Below are 22,603 nucleotides of genomic sequence, written 5' to 3' on the forward strand. Positions count from 1 at the left end.
TTGACAGTTGATAGTGGACAGTTGACAGCTGAATTCAAAAGCGAAAATCCTCCGCTACGAAGCCGCGTAGGTCGGAAATGGGCGTGAGCCCATCTCCGACATGGCGTTGCAGGGTGCGACAAAACCCGTTGAAGGTTCAAACACGAGGATGTGCCGGTGCCAGTTTGCAGCGAGGGGGTTTTCGCGCTGAATCGAAGGCACAGGGTTTCAGGGGATCAACGAGACCTTCCCGTGCTTTTCAACTTTCAACACTCGTTCTTTGATGGCGGAGATGGGCGTTCGCCCATTTCCGCCCTACGGAAAATCTGATGGCGGTGAGTGATAAACAACCTCTGGTGATCGTTGGCGGCGGGATGGCGGGTGCCATGCTGGCGTTGTTGTTGCGTCGCCATGGCGCAGGCAGTGTGGTGCTGGTGGAAAGTCATCCGCTGACGTTGCCTGAAACGCCGCCGTTGACCCCGAGTTTTGATGCGCGCAGTACTGCGCTGTCGGCGGGCACGTTGGCGGTATTGGATGATCTTGGTCTGGGCCTGGCTATTCGTGAACACGCCGCTGCAATTGGCACGGTGCATGTGTCCCGGCAATCCCGGCTCGGGTTGACCCGTATGTCCGCACAGGAAGAAGGCGTCGACCAGCTTGGGGTGGTGGTAGAAAACCGCTGGCTGGGTTTTGTGTTGCTGGGGGCGCTGTTCAGTGATGACGCCATTACCGTGCGTGCACCGGATGCGTTGTCCGGTATTCGTCGCCTGGAACATGGCTATCAAGTTTCCCTCTCCAGTGGTGATACCCTGCACACGCCCTTGCTGATCGCGGCGGATGGCGCCCGCTCCAAAACCCGCGAGTGGTTGGGGATCAGTGCCCGGGATCATGACACCGGGCACGATGCCCTGATTGCCAACCTGTCACTGGCGAGCTCCCATGAGGGTATTGCCTATGAGCGCTTTCTCAATGAAGGGCCGCTGGCATTCTTGCCCCTGCCAGACCAGCGTTTTGCCCTCGTCTGGACGGGGCCCCGTGAGCAGGTAGCGCGGTGGATGGCCATGAGTGAGCAGGACGCGTTGGCACAATTGCAGGCACGCAGCCCGGCCGGGGCGCCGCGCCTCACCGGGTTGGGAGAGCGTCAGCGTTACCCGCTGGTGCTGACGGAATCTTGCGCACAGGTCGTGCCCCATGGCGTTGTGGTGGGTAATGCCGCCCACACCCTGCACCCGGTGGCCGGGCAGGGCTTTAATCTGACGGTGCGGGATCTGCAGGCGCTGGCCTGCACGGTGGGTGGCAGTGATCATCCTGGCAGTCTGCGAATCCTGCAGGCTTTCGCTTCCCAGCGCGAAAAAGATCAGGCCTTGATCGGTCAGGCCTCTCGCTGGGTGCCAGAACTGTTTCGCGTCCAGCACCCGCTGTTTGCTCACAGCCGCCAGCTGGGCCTAGTTGCGCTGGATCTCCTGCCTGGGTTGCGTAGCGGGTTTGCGAAACGGGCCATGGGGCTGTGAAGAGCAGTTAATAGTTAACAGTGAATAGTGAATAGCTAAGGTTAAAAGCGAAAATCAAAAGCCAAAACCGGGCTACGAAGACGCGTAGGTCGGAAATTGCCGCCAGGCAATCTCCGAGATGTCGGTGCAGGGCAGGACAAAATCAGTTCAAAGTTCAAAGTTGAAACGCGAGACAGGTTTTACCGTTCTGGATTTCTGTACCCGCGCCCTTACCGGTGAACGCGGGCACGGTACTGCAAAACCCGCTGGCTTGGCTCGCGTTTGAACTTTGAACTTTAAACTTTCAACTCATGGCATTGAATGGTGGAGATGGGCTTGCGCTCATTTTCGCCCTCCGGAAAGGACCTGTGATGGGCGTTAGCGAACAACACATCATTATCGTCGGTGGTGGTATGACCGGGGGGTTGCTGGCGGTGCTGCTGGCGGCTGAGGGGCTGCGGGTGACGGTGCTGGATGGTGCGCCAGCGCCGGTCATGCCGGAAGGGGCGGCGCAATTGCGGGTCTCCACCTTGACCGAAGCCAGCTACTGGCTGCTGCGCAACAGTGGGGTCTGGGATTGCCTGAATCTGTCGCGGGTACAGCCCTATGATGCCATGCAGGTCTGGGATCAGGATGGCACCGGTGAGGTCAGTTTCAACGCCGTGGATGCCGGGGTCGATAGCCTGGGGTGGCTGCTGGAAAACGGCCACCTGACGGCGGCCCTGTATGACCGGGCGGCGTCGTTGCCTTCGCTGGAGTGGCGCTGTGGCGTGTCGGTGGAAGGGGCGCGTCGCGAGGGGCAGCGGTGGCGGGTTCAGTGTGGTGCTGATGTGCTCGAGGCTGATTTGCTGGTCGGGGCCGATGGCGCCCGTTCGCGGGTCCGTGAGTGGGCAGGAATCAGTGGGGGGGCTCGAGACACCGGACACCATGCCCTGGTGGCCACGATTACCACGGCACAACCCCATGGCGGTTGTGCGCGGCAGGTTTTCATGGAGTCAGGCCCGTTGGCCCTGTTGCCGTTGTTCTCGTTGGCTTCGCCGGGTGATCAGCGGCAGTGCTCCATTGTCTGGTCGGGTTGGCCGCAGCGAATTGCGGAACTGAATGCAGCGGAACCGGGTCTGTTTGCTGCCCATCTGCAGGCGGCGGTCGGTGACGCACTGGGCGAGGTGAGCTTGCTGGGGGAGCGTGCGGTGTTTCCTGTCCAGGAGCGCCATGCCAGCAGCTATGTGGCTACCGGGTTGGCGTTGATTGGCGATGCGGCTCATGTGATTCATCCGCTCGCCGGGCAGGGCGTCAATCTGGGCTTGCTTGACGCCGCTGTGCTGGCTGAGGAAGTGGCGGCAGCGGTGAAGGCCGGGCGCCCGTGTGCGGACCCGCATGCCCTGTCGCGCTACCAGCGCCGTCGCCGTGGTGAAAACCTGGTCATGCAAAATGCCATGCGCGGGTTTCAGCAGCTATTCGAGCAGCGGGCAATGCCGCTGCGCTGGCTGCGCAATACGGGTATGCGTTGGGTGAATCAGGCGGGCCCGGTGAAACGTTTTTTTATCGGTCAGGCATTGGGGCGGGGCGCGGATCTGCCGCGGCAGGCGCAACCACCCCGTCACCGCATGCGTTAACGCAGTGTGACTAGAGGTCGCGGGGCAGACCTGCCATACTGGCGCCCAATTAAGAATCATTCCTGTTTAAGAGATGGAGTTTTGGATATGCGTATCCTGGGTTTACTGGCCGGAGCTCTGGTCATGGCGGGCGGCCTGTGGGGCTGCTCGGAACCGGCCGAGCAAAACGAGCTGGTGGTGTATACCTCCCGTAATGATCATCTGATCAAGCCGGTGTTTGATGCCTATACCGAATCCACCGGTGTGCAGATCCGGTATATTACGGATAACGCTGCTGCCTTGACCGCCCGGTTGCAGGCGGAAGGTGAGCGCACTCCTGCTGACCTTTTCATTACGGTGGACGCAGGCAATCTCTGGAATGCGGCCAACAAGGATTTGCTTCAGCCGGTGGAGTCGGTGGTACTTAATGCCAATGTGCCCACTGCACTCACCGACCCGGACAAGCGCTGGTTCGGTCTGACCGTGCGTGCCCGCACCATCGTCTATTCTCGCGACCGGGTTGATCCGGCCACACTGTCATCCTATGAAGATCTGGCTGATCCGAAGTGGAAGGGCCGTCTGTGTCTGCGTACCTCCAAGAAGGTCTACAACCAGTCTCTGGTCGCCACCATGATCAAGCGTCTTGGTGAAGAAAAGACCGAGGAAATCGTGCGCGGTTGGGTGGGCAATCTGGCTACGGATGTGTTCTCCAACGATACCGCGCTGATGGAAGCCATCGTCGCGGGTCAGTGTGATGTGGGGATCGTGAACACCTACTATTATGGCCGTATGAAACGGGATAACCCGCAGCTGCCGCTGGCCCTGTTCTGGGCCAACCAGGACAGTAGTGGTGTGCACATCAATATTTCCGGGGCAGCGATCACCCAACACGCACCGCATCCGGAACAGGCCAAGGCCTTGCTGGAGTGGATGACCCAGCCGGCCGCCCAGAGTCTGCTGGCGGACCGCAACCTGGAATACCCGGTGAACTCGGCAGTGAAGCCTGCCGACGAAGTGGCCTCCTGGGGGGATTTCAAGAGTGATGACCTGAACGTGAGCGTGGCCGGTGAACTGCAGGTTGATGCCGTCAAGTTGATGGACCGGGCCGGGTATCGCTGATTCATGCTGTTGAGAAACGCCTGATATGCCCCGCCGGGGATTACGCAGTGCCAGTGGGGCCAGCGCAGCAGCGCTGGCCCTGCTGGTACTGGTGCCGATACTGGTACTACTGAGTGCCTGGCACCAACAGCAATGGGAAACCTGGCAGCATTTGCTGGATACCGTGCTGTGGCGGCTGGTGGGGAACACCCTGTTTCTGATGGTGGGAGTCACCGTCGGGGTCTTGCTGCTGGGTGTGTCGCTGGCCTGGTGTGTGGCCACCCTGGATTTCCCCGGGCGTCGCTGGCTGGAGTGGGCCCTGTTTTTGCCCATGGCCATGCCGGCCTATGTGCTGGCGTTTGTGATGGTCGATCTGCTCGACTATGCCGGACCGATCCAGACCCAGCTCCGCCACTGGTGGAGCGATTTCCCCGGTTTTAGCGCCCGCCACCCGCTATGGGTGGTCGTCACCTTGTCGCTGGTGCTCTATCCCTATGTGTACATGTTGGCGCGGCTGGCCTTTCAGGCCCAGGGGCGGGCGGTGCTGGAGCAGGCGCGTATTCTGGGTGATGGCCCGGTGCGGGCATTCTTCAAGGTGGCGCTGCCCATGGCGCGCCCCGGCATCGCGGCCGGCCTGGCGCTGGCCTTGATGGAAACCCTGGCGGACTTTGGGGCGGTGTCCGTATTCAATTTCGACACCTTTACCACCGCGATCTACAAAAGCTGGTACGGCCTGTTCAACCTGCAGGCGGCAGCACAGCTGGCTTCGCTGTTGTTGCTGTTCGTATTGGTGGCGCTGTGGCTGGAGCGGCGCGGCCGCCGCCGTGCGCGCTTCAGTGAGCTGGGGGGACGCAAGGTGATGCGGGTGCGTCCCCGGGGGGCCTGGCTGATTACGTTGCTGGCCTTTGCAGTCCTGTTCATGGCGTTTGTGTTGCCGGTCTCCCGATTACTGTATTGGGTGGTGGAGACCCGCCTGGACGGGGTGGATGCGCGCTTCCTGAATCTGGTCTGGCGTACCTTCCTGTTGGGAGCCATGTCCGCCGGGTTGGTGCTTGTGCTGGCCAGCTGGCTGGCGTGGGTGAAGCGGCATCAGTCGTCAGCGGGGGTCTCGGTGGCGGCTCAGCTGGCCACCTTGGGCTACGCGCTGCCGGGCTCGGTGTTGGCGGTGGGTATCATGGTGAGTTTCAGTGCGGTGGAGTCGCGCCTCAATGCCTGGGGACTGCCGGTGGCCCTGGTCGGAGGCCTGGCGGCGTTGGTGCTGGCCTACGTGGTGCGCTTCATGGCGGTGGCCTTTGGCCCGGTGGAAAATGCCTTGCAGCAAGTGCGTCCTGGTTTGGTCGATGCGGCCCGGACTCTGGGGGCATCGTCATCGGATGTTGGGCGGCGGGTCTATTTGCCTATGATGCTGCCTGGTCTGCTGACCGCCTTGTTGTTGGTAGGCATTGATGTCATGAAAGAAATGCCTGCCACCCTGCTGTTGCGACCCTTTGGCTGGGATACCCTGGCCGTTCGGATCTATGAGCTCACTGCGGAAGGGGAGTGGGAGAGAGCGGCAGCGCCTTCCCTGACGCTGGTGCTGCTGGGGTTGCTGCCAGTGGTGTTGCTCACACGCCGGCGCTAGCGGCGTGGACAACTGGTAGTTCGTGTAACAGGAACACTGGCGGCGCACAGGTGCTTAATACAAGTCACCCGCAATCGCTTGCGATTCATGTGCTGTTGATGTGTTTCTTTGGTGGCCTTTCCGGGCCGCCTTCTTCTGTCTTTCCTTGCTGGTGAGTGTCGCGGGTGTCCTTTTCCCGGGGAGCTCCGATGGTGCGCACAGGTGTGCATGGGAGACATATTTGCCAGCATTGTTTCCTTTCTTGGATTTCTTCTTAGCGCTACGTATACAGCTAATGCAAAGGGGTTAGCTGTAGTGCAACCCAATCGTTTGTTTATGTGTATATATGTAAATTATCGGCCGTTTTGAGAACTTGTATCTCGGTTATGTTTCAAAATGTTGGTACGGTTATGCCACCTTTATTTGGGCAAATTTCTGCCTAGCCGCTAGGTGTAGGTGGGTAGCCCTTTGAATAATAAATGGCCCGTTCGGGCACGTCTTTTGTGGAGAGCCAAATGACAACAAGGAAACTGCTTCCCGCTATCTTGCTGGGAGCTGGTGTTGTGTCTGTGACACCAGTAATGGCCAGCATGGGTAATATCGGCACGACCTATGGGGTACTGCCCTCGGATATTGCTTCCGCCCAGGCCCTGTCCCTTTTTAACAGTCAGGTGTCCGCGACTTACTACAACCCGGCGTACCTGACCAAGGACAGCCGGGGCGAGCTCACCACAGGCCTGATGCATGCGGAGCACGAGCTCCGGGGTGACGGTCAGGTGCTGCAGGACTCTCCTTCCCAGCAGGTTTTGCTGGGCATGAAAACCGACCTGACCAACCTGACCCAGTACGAACACCCGCTCTACCTTGGCTTCATGCTGGGAGTGGAGAAGTACGGCGATGAAATGTTGTCGTTCAATTCGCAGACGTCCACTGAGGGGCAGTTCTTTGAATACGGCCGGCAGCCCTTGTTCCTGAATCTGGGGGGTGGCACCCAATTGTGGCGTGGGCTGGATGCGGGCTTTTCCGCGCGTATCACCCTGCATTCCGAAGCCGAGCTGGTGGCCAGTTCGACCCTGGCAGGCGAGACCAGCTATGAAACCCTCAACGTTTCCGCCAAGCCTTCCATTCGCCCGATTTTCGGTTTGAACATGGATTTCGGTGAGAGTTTCTGTGGTGATGACCGCTCTTGCTGGATGAACGGTTTGGAGGCGGCATTCAGTTACCGCGGCTACTCCAATACCAACACCACAGTAGATTCCACCATCACCATTCCTGGCACGGTGGTAGACCCGGGCATCAATCTGGCAATCACGACTATCGATTCCTACCAGCCGAATATCTATGCCGCCGGTCTGGCCTATGGCAGGGACCGCTGGCGGGTAGGGGTAACGTTGGAAATGCAGGAATGGTCGAGCCTGGAAGAGGAATTGGAAGGCGACACCATCAAGGATCAGGCAGTGGAAGCCGATGGCGATGCCCGGCTTGCCTTCAAGGATATCGTGGTGCCGCGTATTGGCGGTGAGTTCCACCTGGACGATACCTACATGATCACCGGTGGGGTCGCATTCAGTGAATCACCGCTGGATTCCACCGGGTCGTTGGAAGTGAATTACCTGGATACCGACAAGTGGATCGTGGGTGTTGGTCTGACCGCCCAGTACACATCGGTACCGATTCTGGCATACCCGGTACGACTGGATCTTGCCTACCAGTATCAAAAACTGGAATCGCGCGAGTTCGATCTCTACGACCGTCGTTCCCCGAGCTATCCGGCACCGTACGGATCGGGAGAGGTTGATGGCGAGGTCAGTGTCTTTACCGGCTCCATCACGCTGAAGTTCTAGGAGATGGCCATGAAAATAAAACTATTGGGCCTGGCAGTGGCGAGCACCTTGTTGGCTGCATGTGGTGGCGAGGCCGATGATCCCACAACACGGAACTGGCAGATTGGCGAGGTGTACTACAGCTACCCTTACGAGGGTCAGCAAGGGGTTTCGCCGAAGACGCCAATAATCGCCCGTTTCTCTCATGCGGTCAGCGTAGAGTCTGGCAATGTTCAGCTACTCAGATGTGACACCCAGGCGGATACCTGCGAAGGGGCGACCCCCGTTGCACTGGGCGAGCCGCAGGCTCTCGATGGTGGTTTGGGGGTTTCGATCCAGCCCCAGCAGCCGCTGGAGTTCGCCACCCACTACCGTCTCGAGTTCAGTGATCTGGATACAGGTAATGGCATTGCCGCGTTCCCTGATGGCGGGATGGACTTCACCACTCGTATGGATGCGGATGGACCGTTAAGTCACCGCAAGCAAGGCGCCGCACTGGTTGTCCGCCAGCTGATCCCTGATGGGGATACCCTGCCTTTCATGGATTTCAGTGCCTTGCGCTTGCAGTTCAACCAGATGCTCAACACCGATACGGTGAGGTACGGTGACACCGATGCGGATGCCAGCATTGAGTTGGAACATCAGGGTCAAACCGTGCCGGCTATCCTGTTGGTCAAGGGTAACGCGGTGACCGTGGATCCGATTGAGGATCTTGCTGCAGGTGAGACCTACACACTGAAGCTGACCTCCTCGGTGCGGGGTGTCGATGATGCCCAATTGACCGGCGGGTTCGAAAAGAGCTGGCAGGCGGGTAACTCCAAGCCCCGTGCCACGCTGGTGCAGGAAGTGGTAAAAGCCAGCGACGTGCAGGAAGATCCCTGCAACCAGGTCGGCGCGCTCACTGCCAAACTTACCGGTGAGGCAATGAACTGTGTGCCGCTGCAGTCCACTCTGCTAGGCAGCAAGGATGCCACCTTGCAATCCGGCAATGTGTACGCGGAGCTGGCACATCTTCCGAATTACCCGGATGTCTCGCCGTTGCGTATCGCACGTAACAGCTTGCTCACCGGGTCCAATATCGACGTGAAGGTTGGGGGCGATGTGCCGGCAGGGATCAGTACCGGGGATATTTCCGTGACCTTCCTGTCCGATGCGTCCGGTTATCTGCTGCCCAACCCCTACAGTGATGCCCACGAGGCACCCAAGCAGGTGCGTCTGTACATGGACGTTTCCATGACCGCAGAAAATCCAGAGGCCAATGGCGCGCTTAGCCAGACGCTGATGCATGTGGAGCTCAATGGCATGGCGCTGGTGCAAAATGGGCGGATGGAAATTGATGCGGTGGGCATTGTCGAGCCAAAGATTCTGGGTCAGGAAACCGCGTTCGGGCTGCTCAGTTTTCACATGAAATCCTATGAGGATCAGGAGAGAGCCCCGCAGCCGGTACCGGACATGACGTCCCCCGTGCTGCAGAGCATGACTCCCGCGGCCAATGATAGTGGTGTGGCAGACAAGGCTCGCCCCGGTGACCCGATCATTCTCAACTTCAGTGAGCCGCTTGACCCGGCAACCCTGGAGCAGCCGGGAGCGGTTACCTTTACGCATAACGGCATGGAAGAAAATGTTGAGTGGGCGCTGGATGGCGCCACGTTGGTGCTGCATCCGCAAATGCCTCTGGTCATGGGAGAAAGTTATGCCGTTGCGTTGGGCGGCCAGGTGACTGACTTGGCAGGCAATCCGCTGGCTTCGGTGAATGCGACCCTGCAGATGCCTGCCCGGGTGGGAGACGCTCCTGCGCCGGTGGCCCTGACGACTTACCCGGGCTTCCCCTGTGCCAGCGATAAGGAGCACTGGGAGATCGAAGCGGGCAACCACGGTTTTTGTCTGGGTGGCACCACCGACGATGACCGCACCCCTGTTCCGCTGATGCCGGCGGACCGTTCTATTCATGTCCGTTTTTCCCAGGATATTGATCCTGCCTCGGTGATCTTCGATAACAGTATCGCCTGTGACGTTGGTAGCTTCCGGGTTGAAAAGGTGGAGCTGGATCCTGCTACCGGCAAGCCGATGCGTTATGACGAGGACAGCACTCGCAAGTACCAGTGTGAGGAAGGGGTAAAAGGAAAGCTGGAAGTCGGCACCCGCAGTCTTGTCTTCACTCCTGCGGAACCCTGGGAAGAAGGGACGTACTACCGTTATGTCCTGATGAGTGTGAATGGCACCAGTGCGCAGCAGCCCAACGACTGTTCCAGCGGTGAGGCGATTTGCTCCACCGCGGGCAAGCGATTGCAGACAGCGGTGCTGAGCGCACCGGATGCGGACATGGGTGGCCCGAACATGCACTTGCACTTCATTGGCGCGCCCTCGGTGGCCAGTGTTTTCCAGCCCCTGCGTAACTTGCCAACCCTGGATATCAATGCCAATGGCCACTTCGATAGCGGAGAGCCGGGTTATGGCAGTGAGGGGCGGGGAGTCAATACCACAGATCTGTTCATTGATGGCTATGACGGTGAAGGGCTGCTCTACGATCCGGAGTTGGTTTGCGATACTGAGGAGGGTTGTGACATCCATGTGGTAGGCGGCCTGAATACGGAGGTCTTTGGCATGGCCCCGTACACCGACCCGGTCACCGGTGAGACTGGCCAGGCCGTTCGAGTGGGGTTGTATCCCACAATGATTCAGGCTTCGTCGGTTACCTTGTTGGTGAAAATCCTGGGTTTCATTCCCAGTGAAACTCCCACCGAAACGCAGTTCATGCGTATGCGCTATGACTGTGTGGCCTGGCCGGAAGATGCCGACAATTACTGTGAAAAGCGCAACCCGGATGGCAGTTATGTGTTTGACGAGATTCAGCGTCAGGGTTTGATCCCGGGTTGGATCGTGGAAACCGATGCCGGCCCGGAATTCCGTACCGATGTGGAACTGTTCATGGATGCGCCGTACATGCACATCGTGCTTAACGGCTCCCACAACCTGCACAGTTATCCGCTGACCATGAACCTGTCGGGCCCGGTAACCTTCCTGCCGGACGGGCGCATCGTGATCAATCAGGTCAACGCCAATGCGATCCCTATCAATGTGGAGCTGGGTGTGCTGCTCAACACGCCCGAGATTTTCCTGAAAATCCCGGAAGGGGGGGTGGTTCTGCAGTATCTCGGCGCACCATTGAAAAACTGATTAACCAGGAACACCCAAAAGCCGGCCTTGTGCCGGCTTTTGGGTGTCAAGCGCAAGGCATTGTGGCAAACGGCCGCTGGCGCCGCTCAAATAACACTCTGATTACACACTCTTACAAGCCCGTCAAATCACACACTTTTCTCAACCATTCCCAACCTTTTCTCAACGGCTGTAGTACGGCCGTTTTGTTTTACTTATTGCATATACACAGGCAGGAACAGGCAGGGGCTGCATAGCTTTCACCCGTTCTTGTCCATACAAGAGCCACCCTGAGCGTGGCGATAAACCGAATAACAAACGCCGGAGACGCGCTATGACCATCCGTAAACTGTCCCAGTTCGGGGCTGCCGCTTTTGCCACCTCTTTACTGGCCGCACCGGTCGCCTGGGGCGCAATGGGGAACACTGCCAGCACCTATGGCCTGCTGCCTATTGATGTGGGTACCGCACAAGGGATGTCCCTGTTCAATACCCAGGCTTCGGCGCTGTACTACAACCCTGCCTATCTGACCCGCGACCCTCGTGGTGAAATGACCGTGGGGCTATTGCACGGTGAGCATGACCTGCGGGTGAGCAGCAACGGCAACCCGAGCGGTGGGGGGGCGGCCGTTATTCGCGATGGCGACAAAGCGAATGTGTCCGACACCCAGCAGCAAGTCATTGCCCTGAAAACCGACCTCACCGACATGATGAAAGGTGAGCACCCCCTGTACTTTGCGATTATCGCCGGGGTGGAAAAGTACGGTGAGGAAATGCTGGCGTTTGAATCCCAGAACTCCCGTGAAGGCCAATTCATGCAATACGGGCGTCAGCCGCTGTTTCTGAACCTTGGGGGCGGCCTGGAGGTCGCCAACGGGATTACCACCGGGGCCTCTGCCCACGTATCCCTGCGCAGCGAAGCTACCCTGATTGCCAGTGCAGATCTGGCCGGGGAAACGCAGTATGAAGAGCTGACTGTGACAGCCAAACCGATCATTCGTCCTGTGCTTTCCATGAACATGGAGTGGGACAAGATATTCTGTGGCAAGGAAGATTGTGGTTTCTGGACAGGGCTGGAAACGGCCTTTGCCTTCCGTGGCCATACAGAAGCCCGTACCGCAGTGGAATCCAACCTGACTATCCCGGGTACCGTGATTGATCCGGGCATCACGGTTCTTATCGACACAATCGATTCCTACCAGCCGGACATTTTCAGCGCGGGCCTGTTGTACCACTTCAGTGACAATTTCCGGGCTTCTGTGTCCGTGGAGCAGCAGAACTGGAAAGACCTGGAAGATCAGCTGGAGCGCGATACCGTCAAGGATCAGGCCAATGCCAAGTTCAAGGACATCATCGTGCCGCGGATCGGTGCGGAGTGGACCGTGAATGACCACATCATTCTGTTTGGCGGTGTGGCTTATCAGGAGAGCCCACTGGAAAGCATCCAGACGCCGGACGTGAACTATTTCGACAACGATCGCCTGATCGTCGGTGTCGGCAGTGCCCTGATCATCAAGAATCCGCCGATCCTGGCCTATCCCATGCGTCTCGACTTTGGGTACCAGTATCAGCAGCTGCAGGAGCGTGACTTCGAGCTGACCTCGACCAACCCCAGTGTGACCAACCCCTATGAAAGCGTCAGCACAGACGGCGACGTTCATGTATTCAGCGGGTCCCTGACCCTGAAGTTCTAACGGAGGTGCACCATGAAAAAGAACAAGATTGCCCTCGCCATCACCGCACTTGCTACCGCCACCCTGGTGGGCTGCGGGGGTGACAGCGATGACGTGAGCTTCAATACGGCGACCTTCAATCCCCGTAACCTGCACTACACTTATCCGTTGGATAACCAGCAGCAGGTGGCGCCCCGGACTATCGTAGCGTTGCAGTTCAGCCATGAAGTCACGGCGGATGCCGGCAACTTCTCCTTTACGGGGCCGGATGATGAGGACGTAGCATTCACCCTGGAATCCGTTGCTGATGGCAAGGGGGTAGTATTGACGCCGGTTGATGCCCTTGAGCCTGCTTCAGATTACAAAGTGGTCATGAACGGCGTGACCGTGCTGGGCGAAACCACCACCTTCAAGGACGGTACGCTCAACTTTACTACGCGCGCAGCCTTGCAAGGCCCGGTGGAGACACAAAAAACCGCCGCCAACTTTGAGGTGGAGTCGCTGTTTCCGGATGATCAACAGTTCGAAAGCATGGATTTCTCCACCTTTCGTCTGCGTACCAGTCATCCCATCGAGCGCTCCACCGTGGTCTACGGTGATACGGTCAGCCTGAGCAAGGATGGCGAGTTGGTAGACGCGCAGATGCTGGTCAGCCGAAACGCGATCAGTGTGGACCCCATCGAGGACATGACCCCGGGTGCCACCTATGAGCTGTCGGTGAATGGCATCAAGAGTGTATTTGGTGAAGACATCGCCCCCTACACCCACACCACGGTTCCCCAGGATACTACCTCTCCCACGACTGGTGAGCGGGCGGTACTGGTGACCAATGCCCCGCCTGCGGACGATACGCTGGGCTGTCGTGATGAAGGCGTGCGGGTTTCTGACCTGACGGGTCAACCGATCAACTGCGTGCCGGTGAACAGCACTCTGCTACAAGACAAAACCGTGTCCAAGCAACAGGGCGATGTCTATGCCGAGCTGGCCTTTACTCCGAACTTCCCGGAGATCACCCCGCTGCGAGTCAAGAAGGGTGGCATTCTGAAAGGGGATTCCCTGGAAGTGCTTATTGGTGGTGAAGTGCCTGTCGGGTTCGATTCCGGTGAAGTGACCGTGCAGATCATTTCCGATGCCACCGGTTATCTGTTCCCCAACCCCAATGCCGACAGTGATGAAGCACCGAAGCAGCTGCGCTTGTTCATGGATGTGGCCTTCTCCACCAAGGATGCCCGCGCCAATGGGGCCTTTACGCAAAACCTGCTGCACCTTGAGCTGGTGGGGTCCGGGCTGATTACCGATGGCAAGCTCAACACCGATGCCATCACCATTGTCGAGCCGCGTGTCTTGGGTGTCGATAATGCCTACGGCGTACTGAGTTTCCGCATGGAATCCTATCGCGATCAGGAAACCGCTCCTCTCCCTCCGATTGATGCAGAGAATCCCTTTGTGCCGGTGCTGGATGGCGAGAATGGACAGGAGCTTTCCTGGCAGCCGGGTAATGTGGCGGACCGGATGGAGCCGGGCGACCCGATCATCATCCATTTCAATGAGGTGCTGGAAGCCGCCTCCATTGTGGCCGGTGAGAGCCTGATGCTCACCAAGGGTGGCATGGCGGAACCGTTCAGCTGGAAGCTGGATGGCAGTGCCTTGATCATCACCCCCGACAGCCCGGTGGAATACGGTGTGGAATATGTGGTCACAACCACTCCGGAGATTACCGATCTTGCCGGTAATGCCTTGCAGATGCTCGATAGTCTGGAAGGGGATAACAGCCTGGACTTCATGCTGCCGGAATACGTGGTAAATGATCCTGAGGATGTTCGCCGGGGTCCCTATGCTTCGGTGGTATACCCAGGGTTCCCCTGTGCCAGTACGGTGGCATCCCAAGGGGAAATTGATGCCGGCACCCAGGGGGTGTGTGTGTCTTCAAGCCCGGAAGCCCAGCAGGTGGCAGTGGACCCGCTGCCGATTGTGGACTTGCCGGCCAACCGTGACATCCGGGTACGTTTTTCTCAGAACATGAATGCCGACACCATTGTGCTGGGTGATACCTTCCTGGTGGAAAAGGATAACGGCGGCAGCTGGGAGCCGGTGGATGGGCAACTGGTCGTGCAAACCCGCAGTCTCACCTTTGCACCGGATACTGCCTGGGAAGAGGGCGCGCTGTACCGCTATGTGCTCGCGGGTAACGGTGGTGGTACCGGCTGTGCCGGTATCTGCTCGGCTGACGATTTGCCCCTGCAGACCGCCCCCCTGTTGGGAGGTGGCTTGACGGACGGCGGGCCGGACATGGAAATACTGTTCCGTGGGGGCGTGGCGGTGAACACCGTGTTCCAGGAGCTGGATAACCTGCAAAGTGCGGATGTCAATAACAACTTCCAGATCGATACCGGTGAACCGGTTGCCACCGGGAACGTGATTGACCCGGTGGATACGCCAGCCAATGCCACCTTGATCCTGCCTCGTGATGGCGGTGGCACAGGGCTGATTACCGCGGCCAACACCGGTTGTGGCTTTGAAGGTACGCCGCCTTATACCTCTGAAGACCAGATCCGCTGTGACAGCAACCGGATTATGTATGTCACCGGGATGCTCAACACCGAAATCCTCGACTTCGATGCTGAGCAACAGGGTGTGCCTGTGGTGATCTATCCCACTACCGTGGCGCTCACCAACCTGGACGCCACTGCGGTAGTCGGGCTGGATCTGAATGTGCTGGATTCTCAGAGCACCCTGGATGTCATCCCGGTGTTGGGGCCGATTTTGACCGATTTGCTGGAGGTGACACTGGGGACGGTGGATGATCTGGTCAATGCATTGGCGGGTCAGTTCGGTGGTGAAGGGGTATTGGGCAGCCTGCTGGGAGTGCTGGGCGATGTGGGCCTGGTGCCGATTGAGACTGCCACCGGCCCGAACATCATGCGTGTTCGCTACGAGCCCGAGGACCCCAATGACCCGAACAGTCCACGCACGGTCCCGCCGGTGGGCTACATCGTGGAAACGCCGGACGGCCCGGTGTTCCGGCTCCAGTTCGACCTGCTGTTCGATGCCCCGGCCCTGAGCCTGCCGCTGGGTCTGGAGCACAACGTGAAAGGCCTGCCCATTGACGATGTGATCCTGGAAGGTCCGCTGGACTTCCTGCCTGATGGCCGCCTGTTCATTGGTCTGCAGAACCTGGAATCCAAGAACGTGGATCTGGAGATCAGTCTTGCTGGCCTGGAAGGCGGGCAGGTGAACCTGATCATTCCGCCGGGTGGCATCAACCTGAGCTACCAGAGCGCGTCGATCAAATAACGCGCCCTGCAGGCTTGACCCCGCAATGCCCCGGTTCGCCGGGGCATTGTTGTTTGTGGCGGCCCCTGTCCGTCCTGCCAGCCTATGCCCCCCGGTTCAGGCCCGATATAATTCCCCCCACATTTGTATCGTGGTGTAGTTATGGGTCATCGCACAGCTTTATATGACGCTCACCTGGCCGCTGGCGGCAAGATGGTGGATTTCGGCGGCTGGGACATGCCGATCAATTACGGCTCCCAGATCGAGGAACACCATGCCGTGCGCCAGAAGGCTGGCGTCTTCGATGTCTCGCACATGACGGTTGTGGAAGTGGCCGGCTCCGGTGCCCGCGACTACCTGCGCCACCTGCTGGCCAACGATGTCGACCGTGTTGCCCCTGGTCGTGCCCTTTACAGCGGCATGCTCAATGAGCGCGGTGGTGTGATCGACGACCTGATCGTTTACAAACGCGACAATGACTACCGGCTGGTGGTAAATTGCGCGACCCGCGAAACCGACCTGGCCTGGATGGAACAGCATGCCGGTGGGTTTGCGGTGGATATTCGTGAGCGTGCCGATCTGGCCATGCTGGCCATCCAGGGCCCCGAGGCCCGGGACATCACCGCCGGCCTGCTCGACGGCGCCCGCGCCGAGGCGGTACAGGCGCTCAAGGTGTTTGGCTTTGCCGAAGACGGCGAATGGATGATTGCCCGCACCGGCTACACCGGGGAAGACGGCGTAGAGATCATGCTGCCCGGTGCCGATGCGGTGGCGCTGTGGAATCAGCTGCTGGCCGCCGGTGTGGCCCCTACCGGCCTCGGTGCCCGTGACACCCTGCGGCTGGAAGCCGGCATGAACCTGTACGGCAACGACATGGACGACAGCATTACCCCCTGGGAAGCCAACATGGGCTGGACCCTGGTGCTGAATGACCGTGATTTCATCGGTCGCCAGCCGCTGCTCAACCAGCAGGAAAATGGCCACGCCGAGCTGGTGGGGCTGGTGCTGGAAGGCAAGGGTGTGCTGCGCGCCCATCAGAAAGTGTTGATGCCCAACGGTGAAGAGGGCGAGATCACCAGCGGCACTTTTTCACCGACGCTGGGCAAGTCTATCGCCCTGGCCCGGTTGCCCGCCGGTGCCACCGGCAAGGTCGATGTGGAAATCCGCAACAAGCGCCAGCCGGCCCAGGTGGTCAAGGCACCGTTCGTGCGTAACGGCCAGGCGGTTTATAAAGCAATCTAGTCGGGGCTTGTCCCGGCCACTGTAGGAGCCATGCGAGCGGCTCCTACAGTAAAAAACAGGATTATTCAGCGTGCACGCGTAAGGCGTGCTGCGTGCAAGCGACTCTTAACAGGAGACAACAATGAGCGAGATTCCCGCCGAGCTGCGGTATGCCAGCAGCCACGAATGGGCCAAAAACGACGACGGCACCGTGACTGTGGGCATTACTGCCCACGCCCAGGATGCCATGGGTGATCTGGTCTACGTGGAGCTGCCGGAAGTCGGCCAGGTCGTGGCCGCCGGTGACGAAGCTGGCGTCGTCGAATCCGTGAAAGCTGCCTCTGATATCTACGCTCCGGTGTCCGGTGAAATCGTGGCAATCAACGAAGCACTGGAAGACGAGCCGGAGCTGGTGAACAACGCCCCCTATGAAGGTGGCTGGCTGTTCAAGATTGCCATGAGTGAAGAATCCGATCTGGATAACCTGCTCACCGCTGACCAGTACCAGGCGCAGATCGAAAGCGAATAACGGCATTACCGTTATTCGCAGCTGTGAGCTATGAGCTTCTAGCTGTGAGTAAAAGATTTTTCTCGTCGCTCGAAGCTGGTGGCTCATAGCTGATCCTCAACGCATTTTTGCTGCTGAGGAACGTAAAGCCAAACCCAACCTATCCAGGTACCCCCATGCCTTACATCCCCCATACCCCCGACGACGTGCGTGCCATGCTCGACGCCATTGGCGCCGACAGCATCGAAGCCCTGTTCGATGAAATTCCCGCGCACCTGAAAGCCGCCGGCAAGCTGGATGCGCTGCCCGAGGGCTTGAGCGAAATGGAAGTGACCCGGCTGATGAACGAGCGCGCCGCTATGGATGCCGGCGCGGTCAGCTTCATTGGTGCCGGCGCCTACCAGCATCACATTCCGGCCGCGGTATGGGAGATTGCCACCCGGGGTGAGTTCTACACTGCGTACACGCCCTATCAGGCAGAAGCCAGCCAGGGCACCCTGCAGGTGATCTACGAATTCCAGACCCTGATGACGCGCCTCACCGGCATGGAAGTGAGCAACGCCTCTGTGTACGACGGTGCCTCTGGCCTGTCGGAAGCGGTGCTGATGGCCCTGCGTGCCAACCGCAAGAGCAAGTCCCGCAAGGTACTGGTGCCCACCGCCCTGAACCCCCGTTACACCGCGGCGACCCAGGCCATCGTGGAAAACCAGGATGTGGCGCTGGACAGCGTGGCGTTTGATCCCGCCAGCGGCCAGACCCCGCTGGACGCCCTCAAGCCGTTCGAGGGCCAAGACTATGCAGCACTGGTGATCAGCCAGCCCAACTTCTTTGGCTCACTGGAAGAAGTGGATGCCCTGACCGACTGGGCCCACGCCAACAACATGCTGGTGATTGGTGTGGTCAACCCGACCTCGCTGGCGCTGCTGACACCGCCGGGCGAGTGGGGCGCAGAGGGTGCCGACATCGTGGTGGGCGAAGGTCAGCCGCTGGGCGTTCCGCTGTCCTCCGGTGGCCCGTACTTTGGTTTCATGTGCTGCAAACAGAAATACGTGCGTCAGATGCCGGGGCGCATCATCGGCCGCACCGTGGACATGGAAGGCAAGCAGGGCTTTGCCCTGACCCTGCAGGCCCGCGAACAGCACATCCGCCGTTCCAAAGCCACCAGTAACATCTGTACCAACCAGGGCCTGGCCATGACCGCGTCCACCATCTACTGCTCCCTGCTGGGGCCGGATGGTCTCACCAATGTGGCGGCACACTGTCATGCCAACACCCAGTCGCTGGCTGACAAGCTCACCGCCATTGCCGGTGTCGAGCGGGCCTTTAGCGCGCCCACCTTCCACGAGGTGGTGCTGACCCTGCCGAAACCCGCCGCCGAGGTGCTGGCGGCCCTGGCCGGGAAAGACGTGCTGGGCGGTGTCAGCCTGGCTACCGACTATGACATGCCCAATGCGATCCTGATTAACGCCACCGAAGTCCACAGCGAAAGCGATCTGGATTTGTTTGCGGTCGCCCTGAAAGAGGTTCTGGCAGCATGAGCGAGACCCAACTGATTTTCCAACTGTCCCAGCCCGGCCGCAGTGCCGTCTCCCAGGCGCCGAAAGCGCTGGCAGACGACAAACTCAGCGCCATTCCTGCGCACCTGCGCCGCAAACAGAAGCCTGCCCTGCCGGAAGTGTCGGAAATGCAGGTGGTGCGGCATTACACCAACCTGTCCAGCAAGAACTTCGCCATCGACAAGCAGTTCTACCCGCTGGGCTCCTGCACCATGAAGTACAACCCCCGTGGTGCCAACCGTGCCGCCATGCTGCCGGGCTTTCTGAACCGCCACCCCCTGGCCCCGGAGACCCACAGCCAGGGTTTCCTCAGCTGCATGTTCGAGCTGCAGAACTTCCTCAAGGAAGTCACCGGCATGAAAGGCGTATCGTTGGCCCCCATGGCGGGCGCCCAGGGCGAGTTCGCCGGGGTCGCCATGATACGTGCCTACCACGAAGCCCGTGGTGATGAAGGCCGTACCGAGATCCTCATCCCGGAAGCGGCCCACGGCACCAACCCGGCCACCGCCGTCATGTGTGGCTACAAGGTCCGTGAAGTGCCGGTGGGTAAAGATGGTGACGTGGATCTGGAAGCCCTGAAAGCTGCCTGTGGCCCCCAGACTGCTGGCCTGATGATGACCAACCCCAGCACCTGTGGCGTGTTTGAACGGCAGATCGAAGCCATCGCCAAAACCGTCCACGAAGCGGGTGGCCTGCTTTACTACGATGGCGCCAACCTCAACGCCATTCTCGGCAAGGTACGCCCCGGTGACATGGGCTTTGATGTCATCCACATGAACCTGCACAAGACCTTTGCCACCCCGCACGGCGGCGGCGGCCCCGGTGCTGGCCCGGTGGGTGTGTCCGAGCGTTTGTTGCCCTACCTGCCCACCCCCATGGCGGGCCAGCGCGACGACGGCAGCTTCCACTGGATTGACACCGACACCCTGAACACCAGCATCGGTCACCTGAGTGCCTTCATGGGTAATGCCGGTGTACTGTTGCGTGCCTATTACTACGCCCGCTCGCTGGGGCGTGAAGGCATGATCCGCGTAGGCGAGTTCTCCACCCTGGCAGCCAACTACCTGCTCAAGCGACTGGAAGCCGTCGGCTGCACCGCCGCCTACCCCGATCGCCGCGCCAGCCACGAGTTCATTCTCACCTTCGCCAAAGAAGCGAAAGAGCTGGGGGTTACCGCCATGGATATCGCCAAGCGCCTGCTGGACTACAACCAGCACGCACCGACCACCTACTTCCCGCTGCTGGTGCCGGAGTGCTTCCTCATCGAGCCCACCGAAACCGAAAGCAAGGAAGCCCTGGACGAGTTCGTCGATGCCATGGCCGCCATCCTGGAAGAAGCGCGCACCCAGCCCGACATGGTCAAGGAAGCGCCGTTCACCCAGCCGGTGCGCCGCCTCGATGATGTGAAGGCAGCCCGCGAGTTGGATCTCGCCTGGAGCGAGTAAGCAGGCGCTGACCCCGTAGGAGCCATGCTCGCATGGCGATCAAAACCCGGCGCAAGCCGGGTTTTTTAATGGGATAGGATCAGTCGGACGTCTGACGTCGGAGGACGGACGCTAAAGACAAAACAGGGCGCGAGTTTTACTGTGCGGGTGTTGTTCATGGGCGGGTTGCGGCTTAAGACGTCCGACCCGTACCCTGCCTACCCCCGATCCAGTGGACTGATCACCCCCAGCCCACCCCGATTCATCACATGCAGATAACGCTCGGTGGTGGACACGTCGCTGTGGCCCAGCAGCTCCTGTACCGTGCGAATGTCGTAGCCCTTCTCCAGCAAATGGGTAGCAAAAGAGTGGCGAAAAGTATGAGGGCCACAGAGCTTGGCGATGCCAGCTTCAGAGGCCGCCTGTTTGACATGCTTGCGGACAGTATCCTGATGATAATGATGGCGCCGGACGATTCCGGTTTGCGGGTCTGTCGCAGGTTCTTTAGAAGGGAAAATAAATTGCCAGATACGTTGTGAGCCTGCTCCAGGATATTTCCTGCTCAGTGCATGTGGCATCCACGCGGGGCCAATGCCATTTTTCTGATCCATCTCATACAGGTTTGTTGCCACAGAGATTTGCTGGCGCAATCGTGCTTCACAAGACTTTGGCAGCAGTGTTCTCCTGTCCCTGTCACCTTTGCCTTGATGCACCGTAATAATCATCCGATCAAAATCCAGATCCTTGATACGAATGCGAAGCGCCTCGGACACGCGTAGCCCAGCGCCATAAAGGAGTTCACATATCAACTGGGAAGGCTCAGGGAGCAGTGCGATAACCGCTTGGGCCTCTTGCTCGGAAAACACGGCAGGGATCCGGGGTTTGCGCTTCGATTGGCGAAAATTCAGTTCGCCATAGTCTTGCTGCAAAAATCGACGATAGAAACAATTCAGCGCATTAAGGGCAATTTTCTGAGTGGATGGGCTGCAGTGTCGCTGTACAGACAGGTGTGAAAGAAATGCCTCAATCTCTCCGGCACTCATCGTCGAAGGATGGCGCATCTTGTGGTATCGAATGTACTTGATCACCCAGTGGACATAGGTTTGCTCTGTTCGATAACTGTACTGGTTTTTCCTTAACCAGAACCGGAACTGATCCATCAGCTTTACCGGCTTTTCGGGCAGGGCGCGAGGGATGTCATCCATGACAACCCCGTACTGTTCAAAATGACAGTATTGCAGTTGGCGAAGCCCTTTTTCAACGGAAGCAGTGCTCATTCCTGAAGCATGGTGCTTACCTGTTAGCTATCTTGTTGATATGCATGAGAAAAGGATGCTGCCAATAAGTGACCCGGAGTCAGGAGTTATAAGGAACCTTCCTTATAACTCCGTGTAGGAGATTGGCTATAGCATCTCAACCCATTGTTATGGCAGGCTTTTTATCGGGGAGTATGTACGACGGTTCCAGAGTTATATAGAACCGAGTTATACGGAACGTTCTAATTAATACGCTGTTAGAACACCACGGATTCGAGTATCAATGGAAAACTTAAAAGCCGCCAAAGCAGAACTTCGAGCAGCTAAGCGCTCAATTGATGCCATGAAGTCTGAGCAAGACTTCGAAATATTTGAGGAAGAGTGGCGGGACTTTCTAAACTGCATTGAACAGCTTTGGAATAAAGTCGAAAGGTCGTGCCAACACAAGAGAAGTCAATTTGAGCCTTGGCAAGGACAATTCAAGAAGCTTCGAAAAAAAGATATGCTTCTAAGGTACCTGAAGCAGGCTCGGCATGCACATAATCATTCCATTCAAGAGGTTGCCGAGCCTAAAGCCGCATCTAGGTCCATAAATTTTGCAAATGGTACTGGCGGCTATATTAAAAATCTAACAATGGTCGGAGGTAATATTGTCAACTACCAAGGCGACCCACTTGAGGTTATTGATCGTCCTAATAGGTATGCTGCCGTAAAAGTCAAAAATGACGGTAAGTGGTACAATCCGCCAACTTCACATTTAGGCAATAGGTTTATTTCGGATAGCGCCCTGGATATTGCAATAGCTGGATTAGAATTTTATGAAAACTATATAAAACAAGTCGAAGAGAAGTTCTTTAATGAATAAAAGCTCTAACAATGCTATCAAAAATCGTTCCGGCGCAAAAAACGCGCCTCCACTGGACGCGCTACCGCGCGCCTTTTATAGCGGCGT

The 22,603-nt window shown here is 58.5% G+C and carries 14 protein-coding genes; 13 read left to right on the plus strand and 1 reads right to left on the minus strand.

Annotation, left to right across the window (positions count from 1 at the left end; translation table 11 throughout):
* The first annotated feature begins 308 nt into the window (after positions 1 to 308).
* From A15D_RS12640 to gcvPB, 12 genes are all read left to right on the plus strand, one after another.
* Positions 309 to 1,490, plus strand: a complete 1,182-nt coding sequence (locus A15D_RS12640; protein ID WP_102792248.1) for an FAD-dependent monooxygenase — start codon at positions 309 to 311, stop codon at positions 1,488 to 1,490.
* 350 nt (positions 1,491 to 1,840) lie between these two features.
* Entirely contained in the window at positions 1,841 to 3,085 is a 1,245-nt protein-coding gene (locus A15D_RS12645; protein ID WP_102792249.1) for an FAD-dependent monooxygenase, read from the plus strand.
* An 87-nt stretch (positions 3,086 to 3,172) separates the two neighbouring features.
* Positions 3,173 to 4,183 (plus strand): Fe(3+) ABC transporter substrate-binding protein, encoded by a 1,011-nt coding sequence (locus A15D_RS12650; protein ID WP_022985455.1) that lies wholly within the window; start codon positions 3,173 to 3,175, stop codon positions 4,181 to 4,183.
* Positions 4,184 to 4,208: 25 nt separating this feature from the next.
* The gene (locus tag A15D_RS12655) at positions 4,209 to 5,783 is read left to right on the plus strand and encodes an iron ABC transporter permease (protein ID WP_102792250.1); all 1,575 of its coding nucleotides are present in this window, start codon (positions 4,209 to 4,211) and stop codon (positions 5,781 to 5,783) included.
* A 494-nt stretch (positions 5,784 to 6,277) separates the two neighbouring features.
* Entirely contained in the window at positions 6,278 to 7,606 is a 1,329-nt protein-coding gene (locus A15D_RS12660; RefSeq protein WP_146026880.1) for an outer membrane protein transport protein, read from the plus strand.
* Between the two features lie 9 nt (positions 7,607 to 7,615).
* Entirely contained in the window at positions 7,616 to 10,762 is a 3,147-nt protein-coding gene (locus A15D_RS12665) for an Ig-like domain-containing protein (protein WP_158245810.1), read from the plus strand.
* 313 nt (positions 10,763 to 11,075) lie between these two features.
* Positions 11,076 to 12,434 (plus strand): OmpP1/FadL family transporter, encoded by a 1,359-nt coding sequence (locus A15D_RS12670; protein WP_022985451.1) that lies wholly within the window; start codon positions 11,076 to 11,078, stop codon positions 12,432 to 12,434.
* Between the two features lie 12 nt (positions 12,435 to 12,446).
* Positions 12,447 to 15,707: an Ig-like domain-containing protein gene (locus A15D_RS12675; protein WP_102792252.1), complete on the plus strand. Its 3,261-nt coding sequence runs from the start codon at positions 12,447 to 12,449 to the stop codon at positions 15,705 to 15,707.
* Positions 15,708 to 15,848: 141 nt separating this feature from the next.
* Positions 15,849 to 16,928, plus strand: a complete 1,080-nt coding sequence (gene gcvT, locus A15D_RS12680; protein ID WP_031226482.1) for a glycine cleavage system aminomethyltransferase GcvT — start codon at positions 15,849 to 15,851, stop codon at positions 16,926 to 16,928.
* A gap of 121 nt (positions 16,929 to 17,049) precedes the next feature.
* Positions 17,050 to 17,436, plus strand: a complete 387-nt coding sequence (gcvH, locus tag A15D_RS12685) for a glycine cleavage system protein GcvH (protein WP_022985448.1) — start codon at positions 17,050 to 17,052, stop codon at positions 17,434 to 17,436.
* Positions 17,437 to 17,591: 155 nt separating this feature from the next.
* The gene (gcvPA, locus tag A15D_RS12690) at positions 17,592 to 18,953 is read left to right on the plus strand and encodes an aminomethyl-transferring glycine dehydrogenase subunit GcvPA (RefSeq protein WP_022985447.1); all 1,362 of its coding nucleotides are present in this window, start codon (positions 17,592 to 17,594) and stop codon (positions 18,951 to 18,953) included.
* Positions 18,950 to 20,416, plus strand: coding sequence for an aminomethyl-transferring glycine dehydrogenase subunit GcvPB (gene gcvPB, locus A15D_RS12695; protein ID WP_102792253.1), 1,467 nt, complete (start codon positions 18,950 to 18,952; stop codon positions 20,414 to 20,416). The genes gcvPA and gcvPB overlap by 4 nt, the downstream gene beginning before the upstream one ends.
* A 197-nt stretch (positions 20,417 to 20,613) precedes the next feature.
* Here gcvPB and A15D_RS12700 read toward each other — a convergent pair whose 3' ends face one another.
* Positions 20,614 to 21,672: an integron integrase gene (locus A15D_RS12700; protein ID WP_102792254.1), complete on the minus strand. Its 1,059-nt coding sequence runs from the start codon at positions 21,670 to 21,672 to the stop codon at positions 20,614 to 20,616.
* A gap of 262 nt (positions 21,673 to 21,934) precedes the next feature.
* On the opposite strand from A15D_RS12700, the gene A15D_RS12705 reads away from it, so the two are divergent.
* A complete protein-coding gene (locus A15D_RS12705; RefSeq protein ID WP_102792255.1) occupies positions 21,935 to 22,516 on the plus strand; it encodes a hypothetical protein in 582 nt (193 codons plus the stop codon).
* Positions 22,517 to 22,603 lie beyond the last annotated feature (87 nt).

It is taken from the genome of Alcanivorax sp. MD8A, from assembly GCF_002888555.1.
Classification (GTDB): domain Bacteria; phylum Pseudomonadota; class Gammaproteobacteria; order Pseudomonadales; family Alcanivoracaceae; genus Alcanivorax.